General features: G+C 43.4%; 25 protein-coding genes and 3 tRNA genes. 24 read left to right on the top strand and 4 right to left on the bottom strand.

Features of this window, described 5'->3' with window-relative positions:
• The first annotated feature begins 9 nt into the window (after window positions 1-9).
• Genes E7Z59_RS14960 through E7Z59_RS14950 form a run of 3 tightly spaced genes read left to right on the top strand, consistent with a single transcriptional unit; the run spans window position 10 to window position 1,474 of the window.
• The gene (locus E7Z59_RS14960; protein ID WP_136337157.1) at window positions 10-387 is read left to right on the top strand and encodes an RNA-binding S4 domain-containing protein; all 378 of its coding nucleotides are present in this window, start codon (window positions 10-12) and stop codon (window positions 385-387) included.
• A complete protein-coding gene (locus E7Z59_RS14955) occupies window positions 387-974 on the top strand; it encodes a methyltransferase domain-containing protein (RefSeq protein ID WP_136337156.1) in 588 nt (195 codons plus the stop codon). Before E7Z59_RS14960 ends, E7Z59_RS14955 begins: the two co-directional genes overlap by 1 nt.
• The gene (locus E7Z59_RS14950) at window positions 971-1,474 is read left to right on the top strand and encodes a phosphoribosyltransferase family protein (RefSeq protein WP_136337155.1); all 504 of its coding nucleotides are present in this window, start codon (window positions 971-973) and stop codon (window positions 1,472-1,474) included. The genes E7Z59_RS14955 and E7Z59_RS14950 overlap by 4 nt, the downstream gene beginning before the upstream one ends.
• Here E7Z59_RS14950 and E7Z59_RS14945 read toward each other — a convergent pair.
• The gene (locus E7Z59_RS14945) at window positions 1,467-1,976 is read right to left on the bottom strand and encodes a shikimate kinase (RefSeq protein ID WP_136337154.1); all 510 of its coding nucleotides are present in this window, start codon (window positions 1,974-1,976) and stop codon (window positions 1,467-1,469) included. The two genes, E7Z59_RS14950 and E7Z59_RS14945, sit on opposite strands and share 8 nt — an antisense overlap.
• 156 nt (window positions 1,977-2,132) lie before the next feature.
• On the opposite strand from E7Z59_RS14945, the gene E7Z59_RS14940 reads away from it, so the two are divergent.
• The 7 genes from E7Z59_RS14940 to E7Z59_RS14910 all read left to right on the top strand — a co-directional run bounded on the left by E7Z59_RS14940 (window position 2,133) and on the right by E7Z59_RS14910 (window position 9,609).
• Window positions 2,133-2,205: transfer RNA gene (locus tag E7Z59_RS14940), tRNA-Lys, on the top strand.
• A 44-nt stretch (window positions 2,206-2,249) separates the two neighbouring features.
• A tRNA-Lys gene (locus E7Z59_RS14935) sits at window positions 2,250-2,322 on the top strand.
• A 50-nt stretch (window positions 2,323-2,372) separates the two neighbouring features.
• A tRNA-Leu gene (locus E7Z59_RS14930) sits at window positions 2,373-2,456 on the top strand.
• A gap of 540 nt (window positions 2,457-2,996) precedes the next feature.
• Window positions 2,997-6,284 (top strand): S41 family peptidase, encoded by a 3,288-nt coding sequence (locus E7Z59_RS14925; protein ID WP_199287193.1) that lies wholly within the window; start codon window positions 2,997-2,999, stop codon window positions 6,282-6,284.
• A gap of 652 nt (window positions 6,285-6,936) precedes the next feature.
• Window positions 6,937-7,536 (top strand): hypothetical protein, encoded by a 600-nt coding sequence (locus E7Z59_RS14920; protein WP_136337153.1) that lies wholly within the window; start codon window positions 6,937-6,939, stop codon window positions 7,534-7,536.
• Between the two features lie 225 nt (window positions 7,537-7,761).
• Window positions 7,762-8,505 (top strand): DUF6090 family protein, encoded by a 744-nt coding sequence (locus E7Z59_RS15370; RefSeq protein ID WP_199287194.1) that lies wholly within the window; start codon window positions 7,762-7,764, stop codon window positions 8,503-8,505.
• 180 nt (window positions 8,506-8,685) lie between these two features.
• Window positions 8,686-9,609, top strand: a complete 924-nt coding sequence (locus E7Z59_RS14910; protein ID WP_136337152.1) for a DUF6268 family outer membrane beta-barrel protein — start codon at window positions 8,686-8,688, stop codon at window positions 9,607-9,609.
• 64 nt (window positions 9,610-9,673) lie between these two features.
• Here the strand turns inward: E7Z59_RS14910 and E7Z59_RS14905 are convergent, their stop codons facing one another.
• On the bottom strand, window positions 9,674-11,392 hold the full coding sequence (locus E7Z59_RS14905; protein WP_199287192.1) for a coagulation factor 5/8 type domain-containing protein: 1,719 nt from the start codon (window positions 11,390-11,392) through the stop codon (window positions 9,674-9,676).
• 154 nt (window positions 11,393-11,546) lie between these two features.
• Between E7Z59_RS14905 and E7Z59_RS14900 the strand changes: the two genes are divergently transcribed.
• The 8 genes from E7Z59_RS14900 to E7Z59_RS14865 all read left to right on the top strand — a co-directional run bounded on the left by E7Z59_RS14900 (window position 11,547) and on the right by E7Z59_RS14865 (window position 17,645).
• A complete protein-coding gene (locus E7Z59_RS14900) occupies window positions 11,547-11,873 on the top strand; it encodes a hypothetical protein (RefSeq protein WP_136337150.1) in 327 nt (108 codons plus the stop codon).
• 164 nt (window positions 11,874-12,037) lie between these two features.
• Window positions 12,038-12,871, top strand: coding sequence for a hypothetical protein (locus E7Z59_RS14895; protein ID WP_136337149.1), 834 nt, complete (start codon window positions 12,038-12,040; stop codon window positions 12,869-12,871).
• A gap of 68 nt (window positions 12,872-12,939) precedes the next feature.
• Complete coding sequence (locus E7Z59_RS14890; RefSeq protein WP_136337148.1) at window positions 12,940-14,142, top strand: DUF418 domain-containing protein; 1,203 nt, start codon at window positions 12,940-12,942, stop codon at window positions 14,140-14,142.
• A gap of 220 nt (window positions 14,143-14,362) precedes the next feature.
• The gene (locus E7Z59_RS14885; protein WP_136337147.1) at window positions 14,363-14,818 is read left to right on the top strand and encodes a DUF423 domain-containing protein; all 456 of its coding nucleotides are present in this window, start codon (window positions 14,363-14,365) and stop codon (window positions 14,816-14,818) included.
• A 114-nt stretch (window positions 14,819-14,932) separates the two neighbouring features.
• Window positions 14,933-15,586, top strand: a complete 654-nt coding sequence (locus E7Z59_RS14880) for a hypothetical protein (protein ID WP_136337146.1) — start codon at window positions 14,933-14,935, stop codon at window positions 15,584-15,586.
• A 25-nt stretch (window positions 15,587-15,611) separates the two neighbouring features.
• Window positions 15,612-15,881 (top strand): hypothetical protein, encoded by a 270-nt coding sequence (locus E7Z59_RS14875; RefSeq protein ID WP_136337145.1) that lies wholly within the window; start codon window positions 15,612-15,614, stop codon window positions 15,879-15,881.
• A 286-nt stretch (window positions 15,882-16,167) separates the two neighbouring features.
• Window positions 16,168-17,019 (top strand): DUF4886 domain-containing protein, encoded by an 852-nt coding sequence (locus tag E7Z59_RS14870; protein ID WP_136337144.1) that lies wholly within the window; start codon window positions 16,168-16,170, stop codon window positions 17,017-17,019.
• 44 nt (window positions 17,020-17,063) lie between these two features.
• Entirely contained in the window at window positions 17,064-17,645 is a 582-nt protein-coding gene (locus tag E7Z59_RS14865) for a hypothetical protein (RefSeq protein ID WP_136337143.1), read from the top strand.
• 420 nt (window positions 17,646-18,065) lie between these two features.
• Here the strand turns inward: E7Z59_RS14865 and E7Z59_RS14860 are convergent, their stop codons facing one another.
• Entirely contained in the window at window positions 18,066-18,644 is a 579-nt protein-coding gene (locus tag E7Z59_RS14860) for a hypothetical protein (RefSeq protein WP_136337142.1), read from the bottom strand.
• Window positions 18,645-18,788: 144 nt separating this feature from the next.
• Complete coding sequence (locus E7Z59_RS14855) at window positions 18,789-19,730, bottom strand: NAD-dependent epimerase/dehydratase family protein (RefSeq protein ID WP_136337141.1); 942 nt, start codon at window positions 19,728-19,730, stop codon at window positions 18,789-18,791.
• A 201-nt stretch (window positions 19,731-19,931) separates the two neighbouring features.
• On the opposite strand from E7Z59_RS14855, the gene E7Z59_RS14850 reads away from it, so the two are divergent.
• From E7Z59_RS14850 to E7Z59_RS14825, 6 genes are read left to right on the top strand one after another with little or no spacing between them, the layout of a single operon-like run.
• Window positions 19,932-20,831, top strand: coding sequence for a MerR family transcriptional regulator (locus tag E7Z59_RS14850; RefSeq protein ID WP_136337140.1), 900 nt, complete (start codon window positions 19,932-19,934; stop codon window positions 20,829-20,831).
• Window positions 20,832-20,864: 33 nt separating this feature from the next.
• Window positions 20,865-22,325, top strand: coding sequence for a phytoene desaturase family protein (locus tag E7Z59_RS14845; protein WP_136337139.1), 1,461 nt, complete (start codon window positions 20,865-20,867; stop codon window positions 22,323-22,325).
• 4 nt (window positions 22,326-22,329) lie between these two features.
• Window positions 22,330-23,169, top strand: coding sequence for a phytoene/squalene synthase family protein (locus E7Z59_RS14840; RefSeq protein WP_136337138.1), 840 nt, complete (start codon window positions 22,330-22,332; stop codon window positions 23,167-23,169).
• Window positions 23,170-23,181: 12 nt separating this feature from the next.
• Window positions 23,182-23,634 carry a sterol desaturase family protein gene (locus tag E7Z59_RS14835; protein ID WP_136337137.1) on the top strand — a complete coding sequence of 151 codons (453 nt, stop codon included), beginning with the start codon at window positions 23,182-23,184 and terminating at the stop codon, window positions 23,632-23,634.
• A gap of 3 nt (window positions 23,635-23,637) precedes the next feature.
• A complete protein-coding gene (gene crtD, locus E7Z59_RS14830) occupies window positions 23,638-25,107 on the top strand; it encodes a 1-hydroxycarotenoid 3,4-desaturase CrtD (protein ID WP_136337136.1) in 1,470 nt (489 codons plus the stop codon).
• A complete protein-coding gene (locus E7Z59_RS14825) occupies window positions 25,104-25,763 on the top strand; it encodes a carotenoid biosynthesis protein (protein WP_136337135.1) in 660 nt (219 codons plus the stop codon). The genes crtD and E7Z59_RS14825 overlap by 4 nt, the downstream gene beginning before the upstream one ends.
• The last annotated feature ends 7 nt before the right edge of the window (window positions 25,764-25,770 follow it).

Below are 25,770 nucleotides of genomic sequence, written 5' to 3'. Positions count from 1 at the left end.
AACCCATTTATGCGTATCGATAAATTCCTTTGGAGCACGCGATATTTCAAGACCAGAAACCAGGCCACCGAAGCCTGCAAGAAAGGGCATATCAGGGTAAATGAAGCCGTAGCAAAACCTTCCAGAGATGTGTACCCCGGCGACAAGCTCACGGTACGAAAAAACCAGGTAAACTACGAGTTGGAGATCATGGACCTTCCCCCCAGTCGGGTTGGCGCTAAACTGGTAGATATCTACCGGAAAGATCTCACCCCTAAAGAAGCCTTTGAGCATGCAGACCTCCTAAAATACTCTAAAGAGTACTACCGAAAAAAAGGAACCGGCCGACCCACTAAAAAAGACCGGAGAGATATTGACGATTACCTTGATGACGGAGAAGACAGCTGATGGAACTAAATGCGCAATACTGGGAGAACAGGTACCGGGACGAAAGTACGGGTTGGGACATCGGCTATCCTTCAGACCCTATCATCGCCTACGCCGGGCAATTAAGGAACAAGGATACGAACATTCTCATTCCGGGAGCAGGCAATGCCTATGAGGCCGGATGGTTACACGACCACGGCTTTACCCATGTTACTGTTATTGATATTGCTCCTACGCCTTTGAACAACCTGAGGGAACGCACCCCGGACTTCCCGGAGGACCACTTGCTGCAGACCGACCTTTTTAAACATCACAAAACCTACGAGCTCATCCTGGAACAGACCTTTTTCTGTGCCCTTTCTCCTTCCCGAAGACAGGAATATGTACATAAAATGTATGACCTGCTGGACGAGGGCGGTAAACTTGCCGGGGTGCTGTTCGATTTTCCGAATAACGGCGAAGGCCCTCCTTTTGGGGGCAGTAAGGAAGAGTACCTCGGACTTTTCTCTGAAAGATTCCATATAAAAACTTTGGAGCCCTGTTATAATTCCATCAAACCCCGTCAGGGTAAAGAACTCTTTTTTATATTTGAAAAAAAACCGGCATGAAGGTCAGTGAAAATAAAATACTAAACCACAACGAGATCGCCCATAAGGTCCGCAGGATCGCCTACCAGATATACGAAACCTTCAGTGAAGATGAAGAGATCGTTATTGCGGGGATTAAAGACGGCGGCCTTGCACTGGCAGAAAAGCTTGCTGCTGTTCTGAATGAAGTTTCCGACCTGAAGCCAAGGCTTTGTGAGGTAACCATGAACAAAGAAGACCTGCAGTCGCCGGTACAAACCTCCCTGAGCAAGGAGGAATATCAAAACAAGCCCCTGGTACTTGTAGACGATGTGTTGAATTCAGGAGGTACGCTCATCTATGCCATCAAGCACTTTTTGGATGTTCCCTTAAAAAAATTCAAAACAGCCGTACTGGTAGACCGCAACCATAAACGTTACCCTGTAAAAGCCGATTTTAAAGGCATCTCACTTTCGACCTCTTTACAGGAACATGTAGAGGTAGACCTCAACGGAACAGACGATGCTGTTTTCCTTAATTAAGCTTAACTAACTGATCAACCACTTCTTCTGCCGTCAGGGTATCCACCTCTATTTTTACAGGGGCCTGCAGGTAGAAATAATTACGTTCAAACAGGTGCTTTCTGATGAACTCTTCCAACTCGGTATCAGGAATGTCCTTTATTAGCGGACGCTGTTCTTTTTCTTTTAATAATCGCTGGGTAAGGGTATCGATCTTTGCTTTCAAATACACCACTTTTGCCTTTGAGTCGAGCAGAAGTTGCATATTATTTCCAAAACAAGGCGTACCTCCCCCTAAAGAAATGACCGCCTCGGGTGCTGAATTTAGCAGCTCATTGAGGTATTGGTGTTCTTTTTTTCTGAAATAGACCTCTCCGTGCTGTTTGAAGATCGCTGTGATCGATTTACCTTCTTTTTTCTCTATAAATTCATCAAAATCAATAAATTGCAACCCGGTTCGGGAAGCCAATAATTTCCCGATGGTTGATTTACCACAGCCCATATAACCCAATAATACGATCATAGTTTATAAATTAAATAGTTCGGATTCAAACCCTTAAAATGGCCCTCCAAAAAAAAGACAAATTTATATGAAAATCACCTTGAAAAATAAATATTTGGTTATATATTTGCACCCGCCTACGAGATAGTAGGAACGCTCATAAGAAGCATTATCATTGACTCGATAGCTCAGTTGGTAGAGCACAACACTTTTAATGTTGGGGTCCTGGGTTCGAGCCCCAGTCGGGTCACTTTTTTATTGGTTACGTAGCAAAAGCATCATGTTTTTGTTCACGACTCGATAGCTCAGTTGGTAGAGCACAACACTTTTAATGTTGGGGTCCTGGGTTCGAGCCCCAGTCGGGTCACAAAAAAAAAGTTGAGCGTTTGCTTAACTTTTTTCATTTAGTCTACAAAAGCTCACGTGGTGGAATTGGTAGACACGCTATCTTGAGGGGGTAGTGTCCGTATGGACGTGGAAGTTCGAATCTTCTCGTGAGCACAGCATCCCGGTTGCCGAAGGCAATCGGGATTTTTTGTTTAGAGCCGTCACCAGCTTGCTGGTGTAAGGGGATAAACAAAAAATCCCGCAGGGCTGCCAAAGCAGCCCCGGGATGCTGAGCAAAAGCGAACCCCTTTGATCACCGAGCGGAGGCATGCGTAGCATGACGGAGCGAGGTAATCTTTTTAACAGTTCGAGGGACGAGTTTGAGGGACGAGTTTGAGGGATGAGTTTCAGGAACGAGTTTCAGGGACGAGTTCAGAATGGAAGAAACAGTTGACAAGTGACAGGTGACAAATTCTGTTCTGCAAACCGTAAACTGTAAACTGCCCGAGGCATGGCGACCCTTCATAAAGACCATCTCGGTGGTAATTAACACAACCTATTACATCCAATTTATTACCTTATATTTAACTAAGGAATATTAGTATCATAGAATGTAAATTTTCTATTTAAGAAGATATCTCCCTTTTGCGATCGAATTTCAGATCGAACCAGACATGCATTAAGCCCTTATGGCTTGATATAATTATAAAACCTATGTTTAAAAGCATCAACTCTCCCGTCATGAATTCACCTTTACGATCCATTGCCTTTCTATTCTTTTTGATGACCTTCTATAACAGCAGCGCACAAGCTACAAAGTTACTTCGCCAGCCATCTGTTAGTGACTCACATATTGCTTTTACATACGGCAGTGATGTATGGATTAGCGATCTCAACGGGCAAAATATCAAAAGGATTACCAGCACTCCTGCAATAGAGAGCAACCCTGTAATATCGCCAGATGGCACTACCTTGGCATTTACCTCCAACAGGTCTGGTGTAGATGCGGTTTACAAAGTATCCATACACGGAGGGAATCCTGAAAGACTCACCTGGCATCCTTCCGGGGGAAGCGTAAAAGGCTGGACACCGGACGGAAAGCATATTCTCTATGCATCTACCAGGGGGTATGCTCCACGACCTTCCAACCGTCTCTGGCTGGTACCGAAAGAAGGAGGTGTAAGCAAGATGCTCACCAAACAAAGAGGATTTGACGGCAGTTTTTCTCCCGACGGAACACGCGTGGTAGTAGACGTTATTTCCCGATGGGAGTCGGAGTTCAGAAACTACAGGGGCGGACAAAACACGCCGCTGGTTATAATAGACCTGAAGGATCATTCGGAAATCCTGATCCCCAATGACCGAACCATCGACATTCAGCCGTTATGGCTGGGCAATACTATTTATTTTCTTTCAGACCGATCGGGTGGTGTTGCCAACATATGGGCATATTCTGTGGAAGATGCTTCTTTAGAGCAGCTCACGACTTTTGGGGGAGCCGATATAAAATGGTTATCCGGAAAAGGGAGGCAACTCATCTTCGAAAGGGAGGGTGAGTTACACCTATTTAATCCGGGCAGCAAAACCATCAATACTTTAGCTATAGAGGTTATCGGGGATTTTCCATGGGCAACGCCTCAATGGGAAGATGTAACCGATGATGAGCAATACGTAGGGTTATCTGCCGGTGGAAAACGGATCATCATGGAATCAAGGGGTGAGATCTTTACCATCCCGACCGAGTACGGCGATGTACGAAATATCACCAGATCTCCATCCACAGCAGACCGCAAACCGATATGGTCGCCCCTGGGAGACCAGATCGCCTGGTTCTCAGATGAGGGGCATTCTGCATATGTCTTAAAAAGAGCCTCCCAGGATGGCTCTAAGTCGTTCCCTGATATTTCTTTAGGGGTTTCCCATTACGCCTGGGAGCCGGTGTGGTCGCCCGACGGGAAATACATTGCCTTTGTTGATGACGACTTGCGGGTGCAACTCATCAATATTGCTGAGGAAAGCGTAAAAACCGTGGGAAGCGGGGGCATCAACATTGAACGTGGAAACATGGGATTGAGCTGGTCTCCCGATTCCAAATGGCTGGCATATTCTAAAACGGGTAGCAATAACCTGAAAAGAATCATGATCTGGTCAGTTAATGATAATTCGACGAAAGCGCTGACCAACAACTTTGCAGATGCCTCCAACCCTGCATGGGACCGGGATGGCAAGCATTTATACTTCCTGGCCAGTACCAACCTTGCTCTTCGCTCAGGTTGGGCCAATACCAGTTCGATGAGTGCGAGCCCTGAATACAGTGCCTATGTGGTGAACCTCAGCGCTGACGACACATCGCCTTTTAAACTCAGAAGTGATGAGGAAGAGAAGGAGAAAAATGAAGAAGAAGAGCATTCGTCAAATTCGAAAAACAAAAAAAAGAAAGGTGATGATAGCGAAAAAGAAATGAAGGTTGTTATCGACTTTGACGATATAGACCGCAGAATTATTCCGCTACCCCTACCCTCCCGAAGTTATAGCTACCTGAGCAGCGGTCCTGCCGGAAGTGTTTTCATAGCAGAGAACATCCCTAATCAAAGAGGTGCTACTATACATAAGTTCACTCTTGAAGATCGCGAAGCCAAAGAGTTCCTGACCGAGGTTAGCAATATGATCGTTTCTTCTGACGGTGAAAAGGTACTGACCCAGGTAAAAGGAAAATGGAGCCTGGCCGATACCAAAGCTGATAAAGCTGACCCGAAGCCAGTTAACGTGATGTTGGAATTAAAGCTGGATCGGACTGCCGAATGGAAGCAAATGTTTGAAGAAGCCTGGAGGTACGAGAAGAATTTCTTCTACGACCCTGCCTTACACGGCAGGAACTGGGACACCGTTTACCATCGTTATGCTCCCCTCATGCCACATGTAAAACACCGTGCAGATCTTACCTATATTCTAGACCAGATGAACGGAGAGCTCTCTGTGGGGCATAGTTTTGTATCGCGGGGAGATTTTCCGGAGGTAGAAGAGAATAAGGTAGGCCTGTTAGGCGCCGATTTTTCTGCTGACAAGGGTCGGTGGAAAATCAGCCGGATCTATACGACGGAAAACTGGAACCCCGATCTTACGAGTCCGCTGGACGAACCGGGATTAAAAGTCCGTGAAGGCTATTACCTGGTAGGTATAAATGGGCAAGAGCTAACCGATGCTGATAACATTTACCGGCATTTAGACGGAACCCTTGATAAGCAAACGGTATTACACATTAACAGTTCCGCGGATTTCAACAATGCCTGGACGGTTACGGTGAAACCTATCAGGAGCGAAGTGGCCCTGAGACAACGGGCATGGGTGGAAGACAACAGGAAACTGGTAGACAGTCTTTCCGGGGGCAAGCTGGCCTATGTATGGATTCCCAACACCGGAGGTCCGGGTATCGTGTCGTTTAACCGTTATTTCTTTGCCCAGCAGGATAAGCTGGGGGCCGTGATAGATGAGCGCTATAATGGCGGCGGTTTATTAGACGATTATATGACCGACCTCATGACCCGCCAAATAAGAGCCGCCTACACCAACGAAGTTCCCGGGGCGGCCCCCAAGGTACTGCCTGCCGGGATCCTGGGGCCAAAAGTGCTTCTGATCAATGAAATGGCCGGATCAGGGGGTGACTTTTTCCCCTGGGTATTCCGTCAACAAAATGCAGGTCCTTTAATAGGAACCACCACCTGGGGAGGGCTGGTTAAAAGCTCGGTTCACTACCGGCTGGTCGATGGAGGTACACTTACGGCACCGGATAATGCCATTTTTGATCCTGCCAGGAATGAATGGATAGGAGAAAATAAGGGGATAGCTCCTGACATTGAAGTACGCATGGATACCAAATCGCTGGAAGAAAACCGGGATGTTCAACTCGAAAGGGCCGTGAATGAATTATTGAAGATGATTGATGAGGATATGCTTAAGATCGAGAAACCGGAATATTCTGAACCGGCAAAAAATAAGTATTAGAATTTATTTTAAGACGTAACAGGTAACAAGTGACAGGTAACAGGTACAAAGGGCTATAAACCACCCCTTAATCCTACGAAGTTTGGACTATTTTCTTAGATTTGATTTAGAATAATAATAAAGCGTCATGTTTCCATGGCGACGCGAGCCCGGCTCCCGAAGCGTTGGGATAACCCCTATAGGGCAAAATTAATTTGAAACTAGAGGGTAGGCGTCCAACGCTTGTCTGGAACCCCACGCCTACCCCGACTCATTGCCTTACCGTTGGCAATAAGCTTGAAACAACTAAATTGATGAAAAAACAACATTTACCACTCATAATAATTATCACTTGTCTGGTCTTAATAATTGGGGACCTCATTTTGAATTCAGATGAAATGGATCTGGGGTTTTGGCTGCGTATATCATCAAGTAGCTTTATAATCTTAGGCATGATAGGCAGAATTTGGGAAAGAAGAAATCAGGATCAACAAAGAACTGATTAAAACATCGATTCGCATATTGAACAAGTCCATAGCAGTTAATAGTAACAAGTAGCATAAAAAAGGAAGGGTAAGAAAAACAGCTGTAGCCCACATAAGGCTATATCCCCCTATCTACCGGTATTATTTTCTTCCAAAAAGGGATGGCAAGAACGCTTATAAAACGAAAAATGAACAAATTCGACCCTGTTAAAAATGAAATTGTTTATCGTGTAGACTTCAACCCTATTCCGGTTGGAGAACATCTAAACCCCTATTACATCAGGGAATTTTCTCATTTAATCAATTTCGTCATCAACAAACTTAGAAGTAGCCAAGGCGAGCTATTGAACTATTTAAGATCTCCAGACTGGCAATCACTTGAATTAGTATCTTCAGCCATCCCCCTTGATTCAGAGACGCTAAAAATGATGGTAGTTCTGGAATCCATATTTGAAAATGAAAGACAATTGATAACCCCTGAATTTTCCAGTAGACTGGATTCCATTTTCGCCTGGCCGACGCTTGAAGTCGCTAAACGTTTTAAAGAGGAATATATTCCAAAGGGTGTGATCCATCGCTGCATTGTTGAAAGCGGATCCGCGATCGAAATGTGTGGCGATCTATTGCCCCCGGGCATTGATCTAAGCAACCTCAACAAAGAAATATTTTCAGAACAATTAAAACAAACTACAGGGAGAGCAAGAACCTATTGGAAACAATTAAATAATCCAATTCTCCCCGAATTACTCATTAAAGGAAGGGTTTTGGTCGAATCTGTGATAAATTAAAATTTAAGACCACAGGATTAAAAACGATACACCAAAAAAAGCTACACCCACCTGTCTACCAGCAGGAAATCCTCCCGAACAGGAATGCCTCGAGCGCTCCCTTTTCTGTAAGAATCAGACTATTTTCTTTATCTTCATCTTTATAAAAAAACAAAGCCAACCTACCTGCGGCCCAAACCTTTGCACAGGCTTTCGGTAAGCTTCGTTATCAGTAACCACTAATCGATGATAAAATTCTTTAGAAAAATCAGGCAGAATCTTCTTGCTGAAGGTAAAACCGGGAAGTATCTGAAATATGCTGTCGGTGAGATTGTACTTGTGGTTATCGGAATTTTGATCGCATTACAGATCAATAATTGGAATGAAAACAGAAAAGAATTCAGAAAGTCTAAAGTGCTATTGGAAGAGTTTAAAAGAGACCTTGCCCGAGATACCGTAGAAAGTAATTACGTTACAGGCAAATTAGCACGTCGAATAAATATTGAATCCTGGGCGCTTAATTTAACCTCTTATAACACCAGCCAACTAGATAGCTTAAAACTTGTCTTTATAGGTCCGTATTATCAACAGCCAATAACAGTCAGAACATTTAATAAACTACAGAATTCTGAAAATCCCAATCTCTATGGTTTTGAAGAATTACAAAACAATCTCACCAAATATTATACAGACACCAAATACCTTCTGGATGCTTACAATGAAGAGGAGAAACATTATGCCATGTACAATGAAATAAACCGGGTCATTCTTGAAAAAACAGAAATAAATATAAATGGTTTCCCAATGTTACCCGGTGGAAAAGAACAGCATGAAAACCTGATTGCCTTTGCTCAAAGTATTGAAGGAAGAAACTATATAAAAGCTAATTATGCTCGCAGAACGGGTATGATAAAATACTTTAAGAGAGTGAAAAAAGAAGCACAGGAATTGATTCAACAAATAAACACACGCCTGGCAAAGGAAAAATAACGAAAGTACAACAAGTGTCTCCTCCCCAAAGGTCTGCCGGCGGGATCTCCTCCCGGACAGGGATGGCAGGAGCCCATTGTCTGACCGTTGGATTAAATACTCAGGGTCTCCCTAAAATGGCACATAAAACCTATTTACAATTAACAAAGAATTAACCTGACAAAATTCAAAACAGTCCATATGAAAAGAATTTTAGCCCTAATATTCATCATCGGGTCAGTTTGTTTCGCTACTGCTCAGGAGACGTTGGATATCCTATCAATATCCGGACATTTTGGTACTCCACAGCCTTTTGAAGCCGGATCTGTTTATACGGGAAAAACCACGGAAAGAGGCGTTATGGTTAATTTGAATGTTCCCATCGTATTGAACGAAAAACAAATTTGGTACAATAGTGTCAACTACATGCAGTGGAATGTCAATAATGATATTGAGATGACTGATGAGATAGCTAACCCCATTCAGGTATACGGACTTATTTTAAGAACAGGATTGATCCAGAAACTTTCAAACGGCAATGCTATTCAGGTAGTTTTTATGCCCAGGCTAATGACTGATCTCAACAATATAGATCATAAACACTTCCAGATTGGAGGCACATTTATTTATGAAAAAATAGTTCACCAGAGATTGAAGATCGGTTATGGAGTATTGTATAACCAGGAAGTATCCGGTCCTAATGTAACTCCCTTATTGAACCTGGAATGGAAAATTTCTGATAGATGGTCTGTATCAGGCTTACTTCCAATTTCCTCTAAAGTCAAATACAACGTAAACGAAAGATTAAATCTGGGATTACATCACTTCGGATTGCTAACTACCTATCGTTTAGGAGAAGAAGCTTATCAGAATGACTATATTGAAAGAAGAAGCATTGATCTGGGTTTGTTCGTCCGGTATAAACTTGTGGGGGGCATTCATATAGAAGGCAGATATGGATATTCTTTTGGAAGAAGTTACGGTCAGTACAGGGAAGATGACAAATTTGACCTGGCATTACCCCTGGTAACCATTGGAGATGACAGAACTCAGGTAAATAAAAACGCTGATTTTAAAAATGGAGCGTATGTTAATGTAAGATTAGTGTACGCTATTAAATTATAAAATTTACGGTTTGGAATAATAAGGCACCCAAACCAAACACGTCATAACTCCTCCCCAACCACCACTACTCTTCACTCCCATTAAATCCGTCATAGTGTTTTAGCTCTCCGGGCTCTGTGCGTGGTCCAAGGCCATTTATAATGTGGTTTATCCCTCCGTTACGTCCGGCGAAAGTAGATATGTGATGAATTGAAATTCCTGAATGATCCGGGACTTCAATAGCATTCTCCAGTCTTACATTCTTTGAAACCGCTGGCTCTCCTTTAAAAAAACTATAGATGCCCAACCCATACGCCCGGTGGTGCCCCACATGATCGGCCACCTTATAAGAGGCAAAGCCCGCTTTGCCGTTATCATTCCACACCTCAAGGGTCGGTGGATCATAGGGAATCTCCGATTGATAAAAGTAGGTGCTTCCGTGTTCACCATTCCAAAGTGTTTGATAGCCCTGGAAATGTTCGTTGAATAAGCCGTAGATGGTCACTCGATCTCCGTTCACCACCAGGCCATGCTTATTCTGACCAGCCATCCACGCTGTTCCTACGCCATGGTCGGCACGCCACAACCAAAAATGATCTCCGATCACATCATTACTGTTAATGGTCAGGGTTGTTTCTGCCTGCCCTGTTGAAGCGCCACCTACCCTGCAATAGATATCGTGTAGTGAGCTGGGATTATCCCTATGATCAGCACCGGCATCCGGTGATCCGATCTGAATCAATGAAGAGGAATATTCAGTTCCGGCATCTACCATAAATCCCGCTAATTTTAATCCGGGAACATCATCTGTAGCTATGGCAATCTGCCCTTTCTGAGGCACTAATGTGGGTAGCCCGAGTCCGAGAATTACGGTATTAGGCCTGGTTACCGTAATGGTTTCAGCCAGCTTGTAGATCCCGGGTGTGAACAGCATATGCTTCCCCGCTTTCAGGGCTTCATTAATAGAAGCCGCATTATCCTTATCCGGGTAAGCGATGTGAAAGTCAGCTATGGATAAGAGCTCTCCATGTTCGTCCTTATTTATCCAGGATGGTCCGGAGGTATCCCGCAGCAGTGCAGGAACGAATACCGCATAACCTTCAGCTTCCGTATAGGTTAAAAAAGGCTTTTCACGAACCAGCGGTGTTTTTTCAATTACCGTAACAGGCTTTTTAGGCCATGTATCTTCCGGGGCTCCCTCTACTCCAACGAATACCCGGTTCCAGTTTCCTCCTTCCCAGGATCCTATTGCTGAATTTCTTGTCATCCATTGTTGTCCGGTAGTTAATCCTGCCCTGCCTTCAATAACCGAATTTGCCAAGAGTCCCCCACTTGCCCAACTACCTTTATCAAAATTAATGGAACCCTCAACGTGCATACGCCTGTATGGGGCGGCCTGGGATACGGCCCAATAGATCATATGGCCATCCCGGGGTATCACTTTAAAGTTTTCAGCACCGCGCCAAAACATCGTAGTCACTTTATTATTGTTGGTGGAGGAAGTCGATTGTACGGCGCCATGAATGGTCACTTCGCTGGGATACCTGCCTAAGCCCAGGGCCTGAACGTAATAATCAACAGTAATGTCGATATCGTAAGCCCCGGGCTTAAAAAGCAGCGCATAGCGTTTTGTACCGAATTCGTTGTACTTCTGCTGCTCGTGCAACGCCTTGAGCGTCTGTTTGATGACTTCAGTATCCATGGAATCGTCAAATACAAGCACGTGTTCTCCGAATATATCGGTGTAGGGTGATGTCTCGAGCTTATCACCACTATGCTGTGAATAAGCACATCCTGTTGACATACTAAGCATGGGTATTAAAATAATGGTAGAAAACACCTTTAGGTAAAAAGAGTTGAAACGCATTATTCGATTGGTATTAGGGTATCTAAGGTATGCTCTAATTTACTCAAATAACCAGATGAATAAGTGGTCTTTATCTGAAAATGAAAGACAATTGATAAACCCCGAGTTTTCCAGTAGACTGGATTCCATTTTTGCCTGGCCGACGTTGGAAGTCGCTCAACGTTTTAAAGAAGATTATATTCCCAATGGAGTGATCCATCGTTGCATCGTTAAAACCGGTACCGCGATCGAAATGTGTGGCGATCTATTGCCTCCAGGTATTGATCTGAGCAACCCCAATGAAAGGGTATTTAAATTACAATTAGAACAAACCACACGCAGAGCAAGAACATACTGGACACAACGCAATAAGGCAATTCTACCAGAACTACTCATTGAAGGGACGGTTTTGGTCGTATCTGTCATCGATGATCATTAGAAACCAGGGGAACCTTTCAAAAAAAAAAACGACAAAATAGGTGGGCAAATCTTATGTTTAAACCCTACTTTATTTATGATATTTTCTTAGCTTAGAAAAACCATCCACGAAAAACCCACCTTGATTAGTGCTTCATGCAGTACCCGAAAGACTCTTGAAAAAAAATGAAAATCAAACTATCTATACTCCTTTTATTATCAGCCCTTTTTAATAATGCCCAGAACATCAACTCTTTACCACAGGGCAGCTTTGATCCTGAAAAGGATCTCTTATTGGCCAACTACGACTGTAAAACCGATGTGGATGACCTTCAGTCGGTAGCTGCTTTTGCTACGTTATTAGCTGATGTTAAATTTCAGAAGGTAAAATATCATGCCGTGGCGGGGGCCTATGGCATACAGGACGGATTGTATGTACCACCCAATGATCTGTTCAGCCTCGCCTTTGGAGACCACTGGTCTGATGCGCATGAAGATATATCCAAGGCTATCAACCGGGTTAAAACTTTAGCCAAAGGGGTCCTTGAAGACCAGGGTGATCTATGGATCGCCGAAGCCGGGCAATCGGACTTCTCTGCCCAATTGGTTCAAGCACTCCAGGCCGACATGCCTGAGGTAGATCTTTCCAAGAGAATTCACATTGTACAACACAGCGATTGGAATGAGGAAGTTACTTCCCCGGCAAGTTTAGCGTATGTAAAAACAAACACTGATTATATTAAAATACCCGATGGCAATGGCGTTGGAAACGGCTCACCAGGATTCCGGTCTCCGAAATTCACGAATTGGAAAGACAAGGTCAATAATCCCCGATTGATCAAAATATGGGAATTGGCCATTGCACTCTCTAACCGCTATAATGGTAAAGAGGGAAGATATCATAACGAAGCCATCTCGGCCGGTGGAATGGATTTCTCTGATACTTCAGAGATATGCTGGATCTTAGGACTAAAAGACATCAAGGATATAGAACAATTTTTTAATTTATTCTCTGAATAATCCACCTTAAATGTCATAACATTGGATTAAAAGTTGGGGAAACCCATAACTATTAACAGAGCCTTCAAGTGGACAACAAACCTACCGGAACCACCAAAAGAATTGAATTACTGGACGTCTATCGGGGTTTTGCCATTCTCGGGATTTTCGTGGTCAACATTGTGATCATGAATTCGACCTTTCTGAACCAGGATGAATTTGCACAACAATGGACCTCCCCTGTTGATCAACTATCGGAAAGGATCTTACAGCTCTTCTTCTACACCAAGTTCTTCCCCATTTTCTCCCTGCTTTTCGGTTTAGGCATTTCTATGCAGGCGTTGAAGTGGTATGAGAAAAATACCCTTTCGTTCTCTTTCTTTGCCCGGAGAATGTTCATTTTATTCCTGTTTGGAATCCTTCATATTCTTTTGTTATGGTCGGGAGATGTGTTGCATCTTTATGCCCTGCTTGGACTTTTAACCACCGTATTTATTAAAAGATCGAATACCCTGATTCTTTCCCTCTCGTTACTGGTATTGCTCTTCCCCTTCTATGACACGATCTTCGAGCAGCTGCTTACCCTCTTAAATTTTCAGCCTGAGGTTTATTTAAGCGATCACACCGGCGCATCGGTCAACGAGGTGATCAGGAACGGCAGCTATGCCGAGGGTGTCAAACTAAGAATACTGGAGTACCTTTCCAATATCCCCATGCTGTTCGGCTTTCTGGCCCCCGTGGCCCTCTCCATGTTCCTACTCGGACTCTACCTGGGTAAAAACAGAATCCATCAAAATATCGAGGCTTTTATCGAAAGGATCAAAAAGCCGATAATACTCATAACGGTCATCACCAACATCTACAGGGTATTGTTCCTGTTTGTTTTTACCAAGCTGGACATCTATCAAATGGCAATCGCAAGGACCTTATTTGTGAAACTCATGGTGCTGTCAGATGTGGTCATGGGTTTGTTCTACCTCTGGCTCCTCGGCTGGCTCTGGCAGTATACCCCGTGGAGGAAAATTTTATCTCCCCTCAAATATGCCGGAAGAATGGCACTGACCAACTACATCATGCAAAGTTTTATCGGACTCATCCTATTCTCTTCCGTCGGATTCAGCCTTTATGAAACAATGAGTCCGCATCAAACCTTCCTTACGGCCCTCCTGGTGTTTGGTTTTCAGGTCATGGGGAGTAAGATCTGGCTGCGCTTTTTTCAATACGGGCCACTGGAATGGATCTGGAGATGTTTTACCTATAAGAAGCTTCTTCCCAATAAAAAAGTCGCATAAAAACATTTAAACACCTATTGAAACTACGGGTTATAAATCCACTCTGAAGATCATAGTTATAAAAAAAATGATCCTATTCATTTTTAATTTCATGAGCAGTTCCTTCTTGTTACAATTATATTCTGACCTAATAAAAACTATTTTCGCTATATTCCCCATCTGAAGGGAACCAAAAACTATGCGGTCGCAACCCCGGCCCGAATAACCTGAAATGGCAATTATGATAACATGGAATTTTAATAGCAACAGCCGTCCTGAAGAGATCAGCAAAAAGCTGGAAGCCTCCCTGGGAGAAGCAAACAGTTTTGTATTCAAAAAAAGTAACAGCGGGAAATTCAATATCAGAAAACGTATCATGTACCCCTGGTATTTGTTCTACGCCAACAGTCTTGTCGTTCAGGGCCATATGGAAGCGCCTGAACACAAAGAAGAAACGGAGGTTAGCATTTCTTTCAGGAAACATCTTTTATGGAGGTTGGTGGTGCTTACCGATCTCTCCATCGGATTGGCCATTCTGATCACAGCATTTACAGCAGGTAACGACCATGTAGCCAGAATCGTTCTGGGATCTGTATTCTTAGTTACAGGTGTTTTACTATGGCTTAGACTGGAGAAGAAATATAAAACCGACGTGCAGGAATACAAATCCCTGATTGCGGGGATATTAGAGAGCTGAGAAGGCAGAATAAAAATGATCTAGATTAAATTCTTCACCTCATCTCGAAAGGTGAACAACTACTTCTATAACTTCGATTTTCCCATTTCGCTTACCGCCATAATCAAAAAATACATGAACTCAGATCATCTAAGAAAACCTCTGGAAACAATATACTCTGAAAAGGGTATTAAGGAGCAACTGGATAAAGATTGGGCATATTTAAAAAATGCCTATACTGGCATTGAAGATTTTTGGCATGATCAATTCGATGAAATCAAGCAAGTGAAGTATGTAATGTTTTCAGAAGCCCCGTTGTGGGGAGAAAAGAAAAACTACATCTATAACCCTGAAACAAAACTTACCCAGTTCTTTTATAAAAGTGACCTGGAGGTGGCTAGCAATACTACTCTTGTGTCTAAAGAAGATTTCCTCCGGAAACTGCGGGAGATCGGTTTTTTAATACTCGATCTATCACCTTATGCCCTGAATGAGAAGGACACCAGCGTTAATTATAAAAACATCTCCCAAAAACATTACAAAAAACTAATCCTGGAAACCAGGGATCAATTCTTAAACAACAAACTAGATCTCATAAAAAAGAAGTCTAACTCAGATGTTACCTTTATCTTCAGGTATCTAAGAGTTAAGAACTTATTTGAACCATTAATGATGGAAGCCATTCAGAAAGCTGCTTTCAATCCGTCAGAAAATGGTTTTTACGACATTGCCCAGGCCGGTGGAGGTATTGACAGACATAAACTTAAGAACATAATCACCCGAAATTAATTCCATGGATTAACCCCTTACACTGATGAAATATTTCCTTCCCACCCTACTGCTGAGTTTACTACTTACCCTGCTTGCCTCTGTCATGAAGGTACTCCATTGGGCCGGAGCTCCCCTCGTACTTGACCTGGCCTTTGTTCTGTTGATCGTCTACACAATATTAGGCCTGTCAGATCTGTGGAGGAATAAAAACATAAAGACTTCAGAAAAACTGCTTTGGACCCTGAGCTTTCTGGTTTTCTTGTGGTTCAGCGGACTGTTATACTACAAGAAAGAATATAAGAAGGCTGTATAGGCCCGGAAAATATAAGTCGCTTTATTAAAGCCGTCGGTATTTTGAGGTTTGTACAGATGCTACCATAATAGAACAAGAAAAATGCTTCAGGGAGCAGTTGATGGTTAAAGGCATCCGGAGTATATCTGCATCTCATCATAAAGCTGAATAATAGCTTACAGATATTAGAATATTTTCTGTATTTTAATCATCTAATCAAAGCTTTTGTCTGGTACCGATAAGCAGGTAACGGTTATCCCTCTTTACGGCATTAACCATTTCAAAAGCTCTCCAACACTGGTTTGTAATGAAATATCTGCCATGCTTTCTGATGTTGATCTTCAGCATTTTTTCCTTTTCCCAGGAAGATCCAAAACAACAGGTTGATGTACTTTTTATTGGTAACAGTCTTACCTACTACCACGATATGCCACTACAAGTGCAGCAGATGCTCAATGAAACCCATCCCCATTTTAAAATAGCACAGAGTACCTTTCCCGGGATGCAGCTATCAGGTCACCTGGATCAGATCATCGTGTCACAAACAGAAAACAGTATCAGTACCTTCCCTAAGGTTGAAGGAGAGGTCACCCAAACTGAGAAAGTGATCCTACAACAAGACTGGGACATCATCATCATGCAGACCGGAGGTGTGGGCCTGCTTATTCCCGAAAATCGAAAAGACGTGGTTAATGAAGCCATTGAAAAAGTGAAGATTCTGGCCACCAACCCGAATTGTAAATTTGTGATCTTTAATACCTGGCCGCATAAAAACACCTATCCCAAGCAATATTGTCATTCTGCCTATCCGGGACCACCGGAACAAGGAAAAAAGAATTGCTCTCCCGTACTTCATAGTTTAGAGGATGAACTGGCTGTTCTTAACAAGGCCTATCAAAGTACTGCCTCTGAAACCGGCATTGCACGAACTGACCACGGCTCAAAATTTTATACCGTCATCAAAAACCACCCGGACATAGAGCTATATGAAGACACCTATCACCCCAATGAAAATGGTGCATTTTTAAACGCCTGTGTGTTCTACACATTCTTAACAGGAAGTGATGCCACCCAATTAAAATTTACCGGCAACATACACCCTGAAACCGCTGCAGTGTTGAAAGAAGTTAGTCGTCAAGAAGAACGGCTATTCGATTAATGCCACCCAAAAATTCTAATGATTTCAGGTTAAAAACAATTGAAATGAAATATTTTGGTTACGGACTTTTTCTGTTATGCCTTCTCTCCTGTTCCGGCAGCCGGAATTCCCGATCCCCGGAAATAAAGGAAGAGATCCCCTTGTCTGTATTGAACGCCAAAGGAATTGCAGCGTATTCTGAAAACTACAAACAAAGCTACTTCCACATACTACCTTATTTGTTTTTCAATGAAAAGGATCAATTCATCAAGACCCAGGGAGATTACTACCATCTGAAATATCCTTCCAACCAACAGATCAATATCATGCCCGGTTACTTTAGAGAGTACCGCAACTACAGAAGGGTTTTAATTGTACTTATATCGAATGACCATCCTGTTTCAAATATTCCCCTGAGAGATCTTCCCATCACTGTTACCTCCGGCAAATTCGGAGATCTTTCCCGGGGAAAACTATGGGGCTCTAAAAAAATTAATGAGCAGTCACAAAGTATCCTTTTTTACAAAGAACTCGATATCAAAGATAACGCTGCTTTACTGGAGCAAATATCTGAGGATGTGATAACGGTGAAAATAGAAAACGAAACCTATTTGTTCTTAAACCCGGAGTACCATCCGAGTGAATAACCTGGCACCCCTGCCTCTCAGGGCTACCCTCTGACGGATTTTACTAAGGTCAAAAGTAAATGTGGCTCCCCACCCTGGACAGGGAGGGGTGGATCAGGGTGAAACCCTGAGACGGGGCGGGTTGATTCAGGTTGTACTATCATTCAACCCCTTCCCCTCTTACATAGGCGCATTCCCCTGCGCCATCAGGCCCTATCGCTAAAATGGTTCACAGAACCATTTTTATACGCTCAGCCCTCCCTGACCAGGGGAAGGAGCCCGTTATTTTTTAAAATTTTCATACCCAAATTATCCTTTTTTTAAGATGGCATTGAGGAAGATTCGGGAGATCGCCACACCCTGTCTTACAGGGTTCGCGAAGACAATTAAATTTAACCGCATAACGGTATACCTGCCTGCCGGCAGGCAGGACTGCATAACCTAGAACCCATACCCCTTGGCGGGCAAGGCAGAGGCTTCATTAGAAAAGATGAGCACCCCAATTTGACTCGGTGATCCGGAAGCCAGTATCGGGGCTACCGATGGATTAGAAGGATAACTTTGTCCGTTAAAAGTCATCGCACGCCAGGAGTCTTCACTGTAAATAGAGATATCACGCCAGTCATTGGTATACGTGGGTTCAATGGATATTGGGGGTCTGGTCACCGTAAACCTGGTGATTACCCTCAGGTCGTCATCCAGTAACAGGAGATTACAGCCGGCACTCCCACAGAAATAAGGCGACGAGAACAGCACAAATACTTCTTCATGAGTATCCTGATCCATATTGAGGGCATACATTCGGAAGCTCCTGTCGTCTGAGGTCATGATCTCCAGCTCTTTGCTAAACAGCTCCTGCAGCTTTACCGCCACCTCAGCAGCCAGCGCATCATTTACGGTAGCCGGATCATAATTAGTATCGGTTTTACCTACCGATGTTTTATCCGGAGTCACAACATCCTCCTGAACGGGCAGATTGCCCGCATCCTTTTCACCTTCTTGTTTACAGGCAAACAGCATCACTATTACTATTAAAAACGTAGAAAACCTCACGACATGTAACTTATTGGTGGTCAACTCTTAAAATTAACCATCCTTGGGCTGTATTCAAAAAAAATGGAGGCCAACCTGACCCCCATTTTTCCATTATCTTGATATTCCTTGTTATTTTTCAACCACAAGATTTTCCAATATATCTTTTGTCATTGATTCCAGGTCGAAATCCGGCGTCCATCCCCAATGCAATCGAGCCTCGGTATCATCTATACTATCCGGCCAGCTGTCGGCGATCTTTTGTCTGAAATCAGGATCATATGAAATACGGAAGTCCGGAACTTCTTTCTGAATACTTTCAAAGATCTCCTCAGGTGAAAAGGTCAGGGCCCCTACGTTATACGAAGAACGTACCTTTATCTTTTCGGCCGGAGCTTCCATAAGGTCTAAGGTAGCCTTGATAGCATCAGGCATATACATCATAGGCAGGTAGGTGTCTTTACTCAGGAAACACGAAAACTCCTCACCCTTCAAAGCTGCATGATAGATCTCTACTGCATAATCTGTGGTGCCGCCTCCCGGAGCAGCCTTATAGCTGATCAATCCCGGGTAGCGAATACTGCGAACATCCACTCCATATACCTTGTTGTAATATTCGCACCAACGCTCTCCTGCCAGCTTGGATATTCCATAAACGGTGGTCGGGTCCATTACACAATGTTGAGGGGTATTTTTCATGGGGGTATTCGGACCGAATACTGCAATAGATGAGGGCCAATACACCTTGTTCAATGCTTTGTCTTTGGCCAGCTCTAAAACGTTCAACAAACTCTTCATATTCAGATCCCAGGTAAACAACGGGTTCTTTTCACCGGCTGCCGATAGAATGGCCGCCAGGTGATAGATCTGGGTGATGCCATGGGTATCTATCAGGTGAGCCATCCGGTCTTTATCGAGAACATCAAGTACTTCAAACGTACAATTGAATCTTGAAGCTGCTTTTTCATTGATGTCTGAAGCAACAACAGCTTCATTTCCAAAACGTTCTGCAAGCGCCTCTGTGAGCTCTGTTCCCAACTGACCACCTGCGCCGGTTATTAAGATCTTTTCCATGTTAGGTGAAAAATTTTTCCAGGTTCGATTCTTCTCAATTTCGGCGCAAATATCCTCATTTTTTTAGAATTACCTCCTATCACCGGCCTTCAGAAATAACAGAATCGGCCCAAAACGCATTTTTTGTGAGAATTTTATAGTTTCCACAGCTTGCTTTCCCGCCATAATTATCTATTTTTGTTTAAAGATTGTTTTAAATTGATGAACAACGTAAAAGTTAATTTTAGCATCAAGGACCTTGAAAACCTTTCCGGAATAAAGGCCCACACCATTCGTATCTGGGAAAAGCGATACAACCTCTTGTCGCCCAATCGTACCGATACGAACATCAGATACTACTCTTTAAAAAGCCTACAAAAACTACTCAACATAACTCTCCTGTATAATAATGGTTATAAGATTTCCAGGATCGCCAAGATCCCGGAAGATGAGCTGCCCATTGTAGTTCGTGAGATCGTTAGTGAAAACAGCGTAAAGAATAAGGCCATCAATGCGTTCAAGCTGGCCATGATCAATTTTGATCAGTCCCTTTTCTTGAACACCTACAACAGTCTGTTGGGTGATCGTTCTTTTCGGGAGATTTTTTATGAGATCTTTCTGCCCTTACTCAATGAACTGGGGCTGTTGTGGCAAACGGACACCATCTCGCCGGCTCATGAGCATTTTGTAACGGCCTTGATCAAACAAAAGATCCTGCTGAATATTGAAAAGCTGCAGCTGGCAGAACCTACAAAAACAGACCACACTTTTGTGCTGTATCTGCCGGATAATGAAATTCACGAGATAGGCTTGTTGTACCTGAATTACGAGATCGTGCTTCGCGGTTATAGAGTTATCTATCTGGGGCAAACCATTCCTGTTACCAGTCTGCCCGACATACAACGGTATTACGACAACATCATCTACCTCTCCTATTTTACGGTAGCTCCACCTGCCGAGGAGGTTGAGTCTTATTTGGATGAATTCCAAACCAAAGTGAACAAAAACGGTGATTGCAAACTTTGGATCCTTGGTCAACAGGTAAAAGGACTTGTAAGCACCTACAACTATAAAGACGTTTCTACCTTTCATTCTATTGAAGAAGTAACAGAATCCCTGTAAACATTAAAACACACTCAACTCCGGGTTATATTCATGAGCAAAAAAGTAATTATCATTGGATCGGGCTTTTCATCGCTCTCGGCATCCTGTTATCTTGCCAAGGCGGGCTATGAAGTTCATATTTATGAAAAGAACAAACAGGTAGGTGGTCGCGCGAGGCAATTAAAAAAAGATGGCTTTACTTTCGACATTGGCCCTACCTGGTATTGGATGCCCGATGTTTTTGAGAGTTTTTTCAATGATTTTAATAAAAAACCATCAGATTACTACCGCTTAACAAAACTAAACCCGGCTTATAATGTTTACTTCGGTAAGAACGATTACATTTCTATTGCCGACACCCTTGAGAAGATTTGTGACACCTTTGAGGCTGAAGAACCGGGCTGTGGTCAAAAATTGAAGAAATTTATTGGGGAGGCTGAAGAGAACTACAACATTGCCATAAAAGACCTTGTTTACAGGCCGGGAGTTTCTCCCCTTGAATTGGTTACCCCGAAAACAGTAACCAAATTAGGGGCCTTTATGAGTAATATCAAAAAAGAGGTCCGTAAAGAATTCTCGAACAAGCGTCTGGCTCAGATACTCGAATTTCCCGTTCTCTTTTTAGGGGCCAAGGCCTCAGACACCCCGGCTTTTTACAATTTCATGAATTTTGCCGATTTCGGTCTGGGAACATGGCATCCTGAAAACGGGATGTACAGCGTTGTTGAAGCTATGACTGCCCTGGCTGAAGAATTAGGTGTTCAAATTCATACCTCGGCGCCTGCAGATAAGATCCTGGTAGACAAAGGTATTGCTAAAGGAATACGCTCAGGAGAAGATCATATCTATGCAGATATTGTTTTAAGTGGTGCCGACTATCATCACTCCGAAACACTCCTTGACAAGGAATACCGTGGGTACAGTGAAAAATATTGGGAGTCACGCACCTTTGCTCCCTCCTCTCTTTTATTTTATGTTGGATTTGATAAAAAACTCGAAAATGTAGCCCACCATACCTTGTTTTTTGATGTGGAATTCGACGATCATGCCAGGGCTATTTACGACGATCCGAAATGGCCGGAAAAGCCATTATTCTACGCCAGCTTCCCGTCACTCACAGATACCAATGTAGCTCCGGAAGGCAAGGAAGCAGGAATATTTTTAATTCCCCTGGCTCCGGGACTCGAAGACACCCCCCAATTACGAGAGCAGTACTTTGACATCATCATGTCTCGTTTTGAGATGCTTACGCAACAATCTGTGAAGAATAATGTTATATTTAAGGAAAGCTTTTGTGTGAACGATTTTGTGGAAGCATACAATTCCTACCAGGGAAATGCCTATGGAATGGCTAATACGCTATTGCAAACGGCCTTCCTGCGACCAAAACTGAAAAGTAAAAAAGTAGATCATTTATACTTCACCGGACAGTTAACCGTACCGGGTCCCGGTGTGCCCCCTTCCCTGATCTCAGGGAAACTAGTTGCTGAACTTATACAAAAACACTCTTAAACTAATGAAAACTATCTTTGACCACATTTCTTACAGGTGCAGCAAGATCGTGACCACCTCCTACAGCACGTCATTTTCTTTGGCTGTAAAAATGCTGGCCCCTTCTATCAGGCAGGATATATACAACATATATGGTTTTGTGCGTTTTGCCGATGAGATCGTTGACACCTTTCATGACTACGATAAAGAAACCCTGTTTGACCGGTTTGAAGAAGACCTGAATAATGCTCTTAAAGATCGCATTAGTTTAAATCCTATACTCAATTCCTTCCAGGCCACCGTGCACCAATACGATATTGATCGTGACCTGATCGACGCCTTTATGACCAGCATGCGCATGGACCTTACCAAAAAGGTTTACAAAACAGAAGAAGAATACAGACAGTATATCTACGGATCTGCAGATGTGGTAGGACTGATGTGTCTGCAGGTATTTGTAAATGCAGATAAGGCAAAATATGCTGAACTCAAGGATGCCGCTATGGCATTGGGCTCTGCTTTCCAAAAGGTGAATTTCCTCAGAGACCTGAAGGCCGATTATGATGAATTGGAACGCACCTATTTCCCGAATACGAATTTTGATCAGCTTGATGAGGCCAGTAAAACGCGCATCATCAATGAGATCGATGCTGATTTTACCAAAGGACTCGAAGGCATCGCAAAGCTGCCTGTTGAAGCCAGGTTCGGGGTATATACAGCATTCAAGTATTACAGCAAACTACTTAAGAAACTTAAAAACACCCCGCCCCTGGAGATCAAGAACAAAAGAATTCGCGTACCCAACTATCAAAAATTTGGATTGTTGGCACGCTCCTACGTAAATTACCGCTTCAATACATTATAAAACGTATTAGTTATGCAAATCGCTCTCTGGATCTTTATCTTCTTAGGTACCTTTAGTTTTATGGAATTCATGGCATGGTTTACCCATAAGTACATCATGCACGGTTTTTTATGGGTACTCCATAAGGACCATCACAGAAAAGATCACGATTCCTGGTTCGAGCGTAATGATGCCTTTTTTCTGTTCTATGCTGTAGTGAGCATGAGCTTTATCATGACCGCTGCAAATACTGAGTTCTGGTACGGATGGCCTATCGGATTTGGGATCATGGCCTATGGAGCAGCGTACTTCCTGGTACATGATATCTTTATTCACCAGCGTTTTAAAATGTTTAGAAAAGCTAATAATTGGTATGCCAAGGGTATCAGAAGAGCTCATAAAATGCATCACAAACACCTGGGCAAAGATGACAGTGAGTGTTTCGGGATGTTATTTCCTCCATTGAAGTATTTCAAAAGTAATTAGTACATGGCCACAGCCCTTGTTATAGGTGCTGGAATAGGCGGTTTAGCTGCAGCCCTTAGGCTGCGTAAAAAGGGGTACGATGTAACCGTTTACGAGGCAAACCCCTATCCCGGCGGAAAACTTCACGCAATTCAATTAGACGACTACCGCTTTGACCTGGGGCCTTCTTTGTTTACCATGCCTCACCTGGTTGACGAATTATTCACCCTGTTCAACAAGACCCCTGAAGATCATTTTCGCTATAAACAGAAAGCGGTTATCTGTAACTATTTCTGGGACGACGGAACACGCTTTACGGCCCTCGCACAACCTGCAGCATTTGCGAAGCAGGCTGCTGAAACCTTCAGAGAATCAGAACAGGATATACTGAGATACCTGGAAAACAGCAAGAAGAAATACGATCTTACTGCACCCCTCTTTCTCGAGCGTTCCCTGCATAAAATAAACACCTATCTTTCTGCCGATACCCTGAAAGCGCTCTCTGCCCTGCGTCATCTTGACTTGAGCCGTTCTCTGAATAGTGTAAACGAGAAATATTTTGACAACCCTAAACTCGTCCAACTTTTTAATCGTTACGCAACCTATAACGGGAGTTCGCCCTACATCACCCCGGGTATCATGTCAATGATCCCGCATTTGGAAATGCATTACGGCACCTATTTACCCCATGGCGGTATGCATGAGATCAGCCAGAGTTTATATCGCCTTGCCCTGGAGGTAGGCGTTAAATTTCATTTTAACCAAAAGGTCTCCTCGATCAAGGTGAGTTCTAAGCAAGCTACCGGAATTTCTATCGGAAACAAGGAGATCGATGCTGATGTGGTGGTATCTAATATGGATGTGATGCCTACCTATCGTCAATTACTGCCCAAGGAACCGGCCCCTGAAAAAACATTACAACAGGAACGCTCCAGCTCTGCCCTCATTTTTTACTGGGGCATCAACAAAACCTTCAAAGAACTGGACCTGCATAATATTTTATTTTCAAATAACTACCGGGAAGAGTTCGAATACATATTTTCAAAAAAAGACATTTACACCGATCCTACGGTATACATCAACATCACCTCCAAAGATGAGCCTTCTGATGCTCCTGAAGGACACGAAAACTGGTTTGTTATGATCAATGCCCCCGGAAATTACCAGCAAGACTGGCCCGAACTCCTTGAAAAAGCAAAAAAGGCCATCCTTAAAAAAATAAAGAATGCCCTTGGTGTTGACATTAGCAGCCATATTCAGGCCGAATACATACTGGATCCCCGGGGTATTGAATCCAATACCAGCTCATACAGGGGTGCCCTCTATGGGGCGGCCAGCAATAATCAATTCGCAGCCTTTTTAAGGCATCCTAATTTCAGCAGACGCATCAGAAACCTGTATTTTTGTGGAGGCAGTGTACATCCCGGCGGAGGCATTCCTTTATGCCTGTTGTCTGCACAGATCGTGGGTGACCTGGTAGCTAATCCGTCATGAACATCAAAAACAACCATAGAGGCATTTCATTCAGGGTGATCCTGGCCATTTTCCTGGTATGGCTGTTTCACGTCTCTGCCGTTGCCGGCATCGTTATTACCGGAGAGACCACATGGTTCATTCCGAAGACCCCCTTAAATCTGGTCGCATGTTTTCTGCTGCTGGTTTGGGTGTACCCTATATCCAAACCTAAGGAGATCCTGGCTTTCTTTTCTTTCTTCCTGGCAGGCATGACGGCTGAGATCATTGGAGTACAAACCGGCATCCTTTTCGGAGATTACAGTTACGGAGACAACCTTGGCTGGAAGGTGTTGGGCGTTCCTGTAACCATAGGCATCAATTGGGCCTTGTTAACCTTTATTACAGGAACCATGGCCAGCCGCTGGCTACCTGGGTTATGGAGCCGGATCATTGCGGGCGTAGGCCTCATGCTTTTATTAGATCTGTTACTGGAAGGAGTAGCCCCCGGGTTCGATTTCTGGGAATTCCAGGGAGGCGTTGCACCCCTGTACAATTATATCTGCTGGGGGATACTTGCGCTGTTCATGCAGTTTAGCTTTCACTACCTTAAAATAAAAGGCAACTACGCTTATTCGTGGAACCTTTACCTGGTACAGTTCCTGTTTTTTATGGTCTTTTACCTAGGGTTATACTAGAAAAAGC

This window comes from Robertkochia marina, from assembly GCF_004799345.1.
In the GTDB taxonomy this organism is placed as follows: Bacteria; Bacteroidota; Bacteroidia; order Flavobacteriales; family Flavobacteriaceae; genus Robertkochia; species Robertkochia marina.
This window is presented reverse-complemented; position numbering and strand designations above follow the sequence as displayed.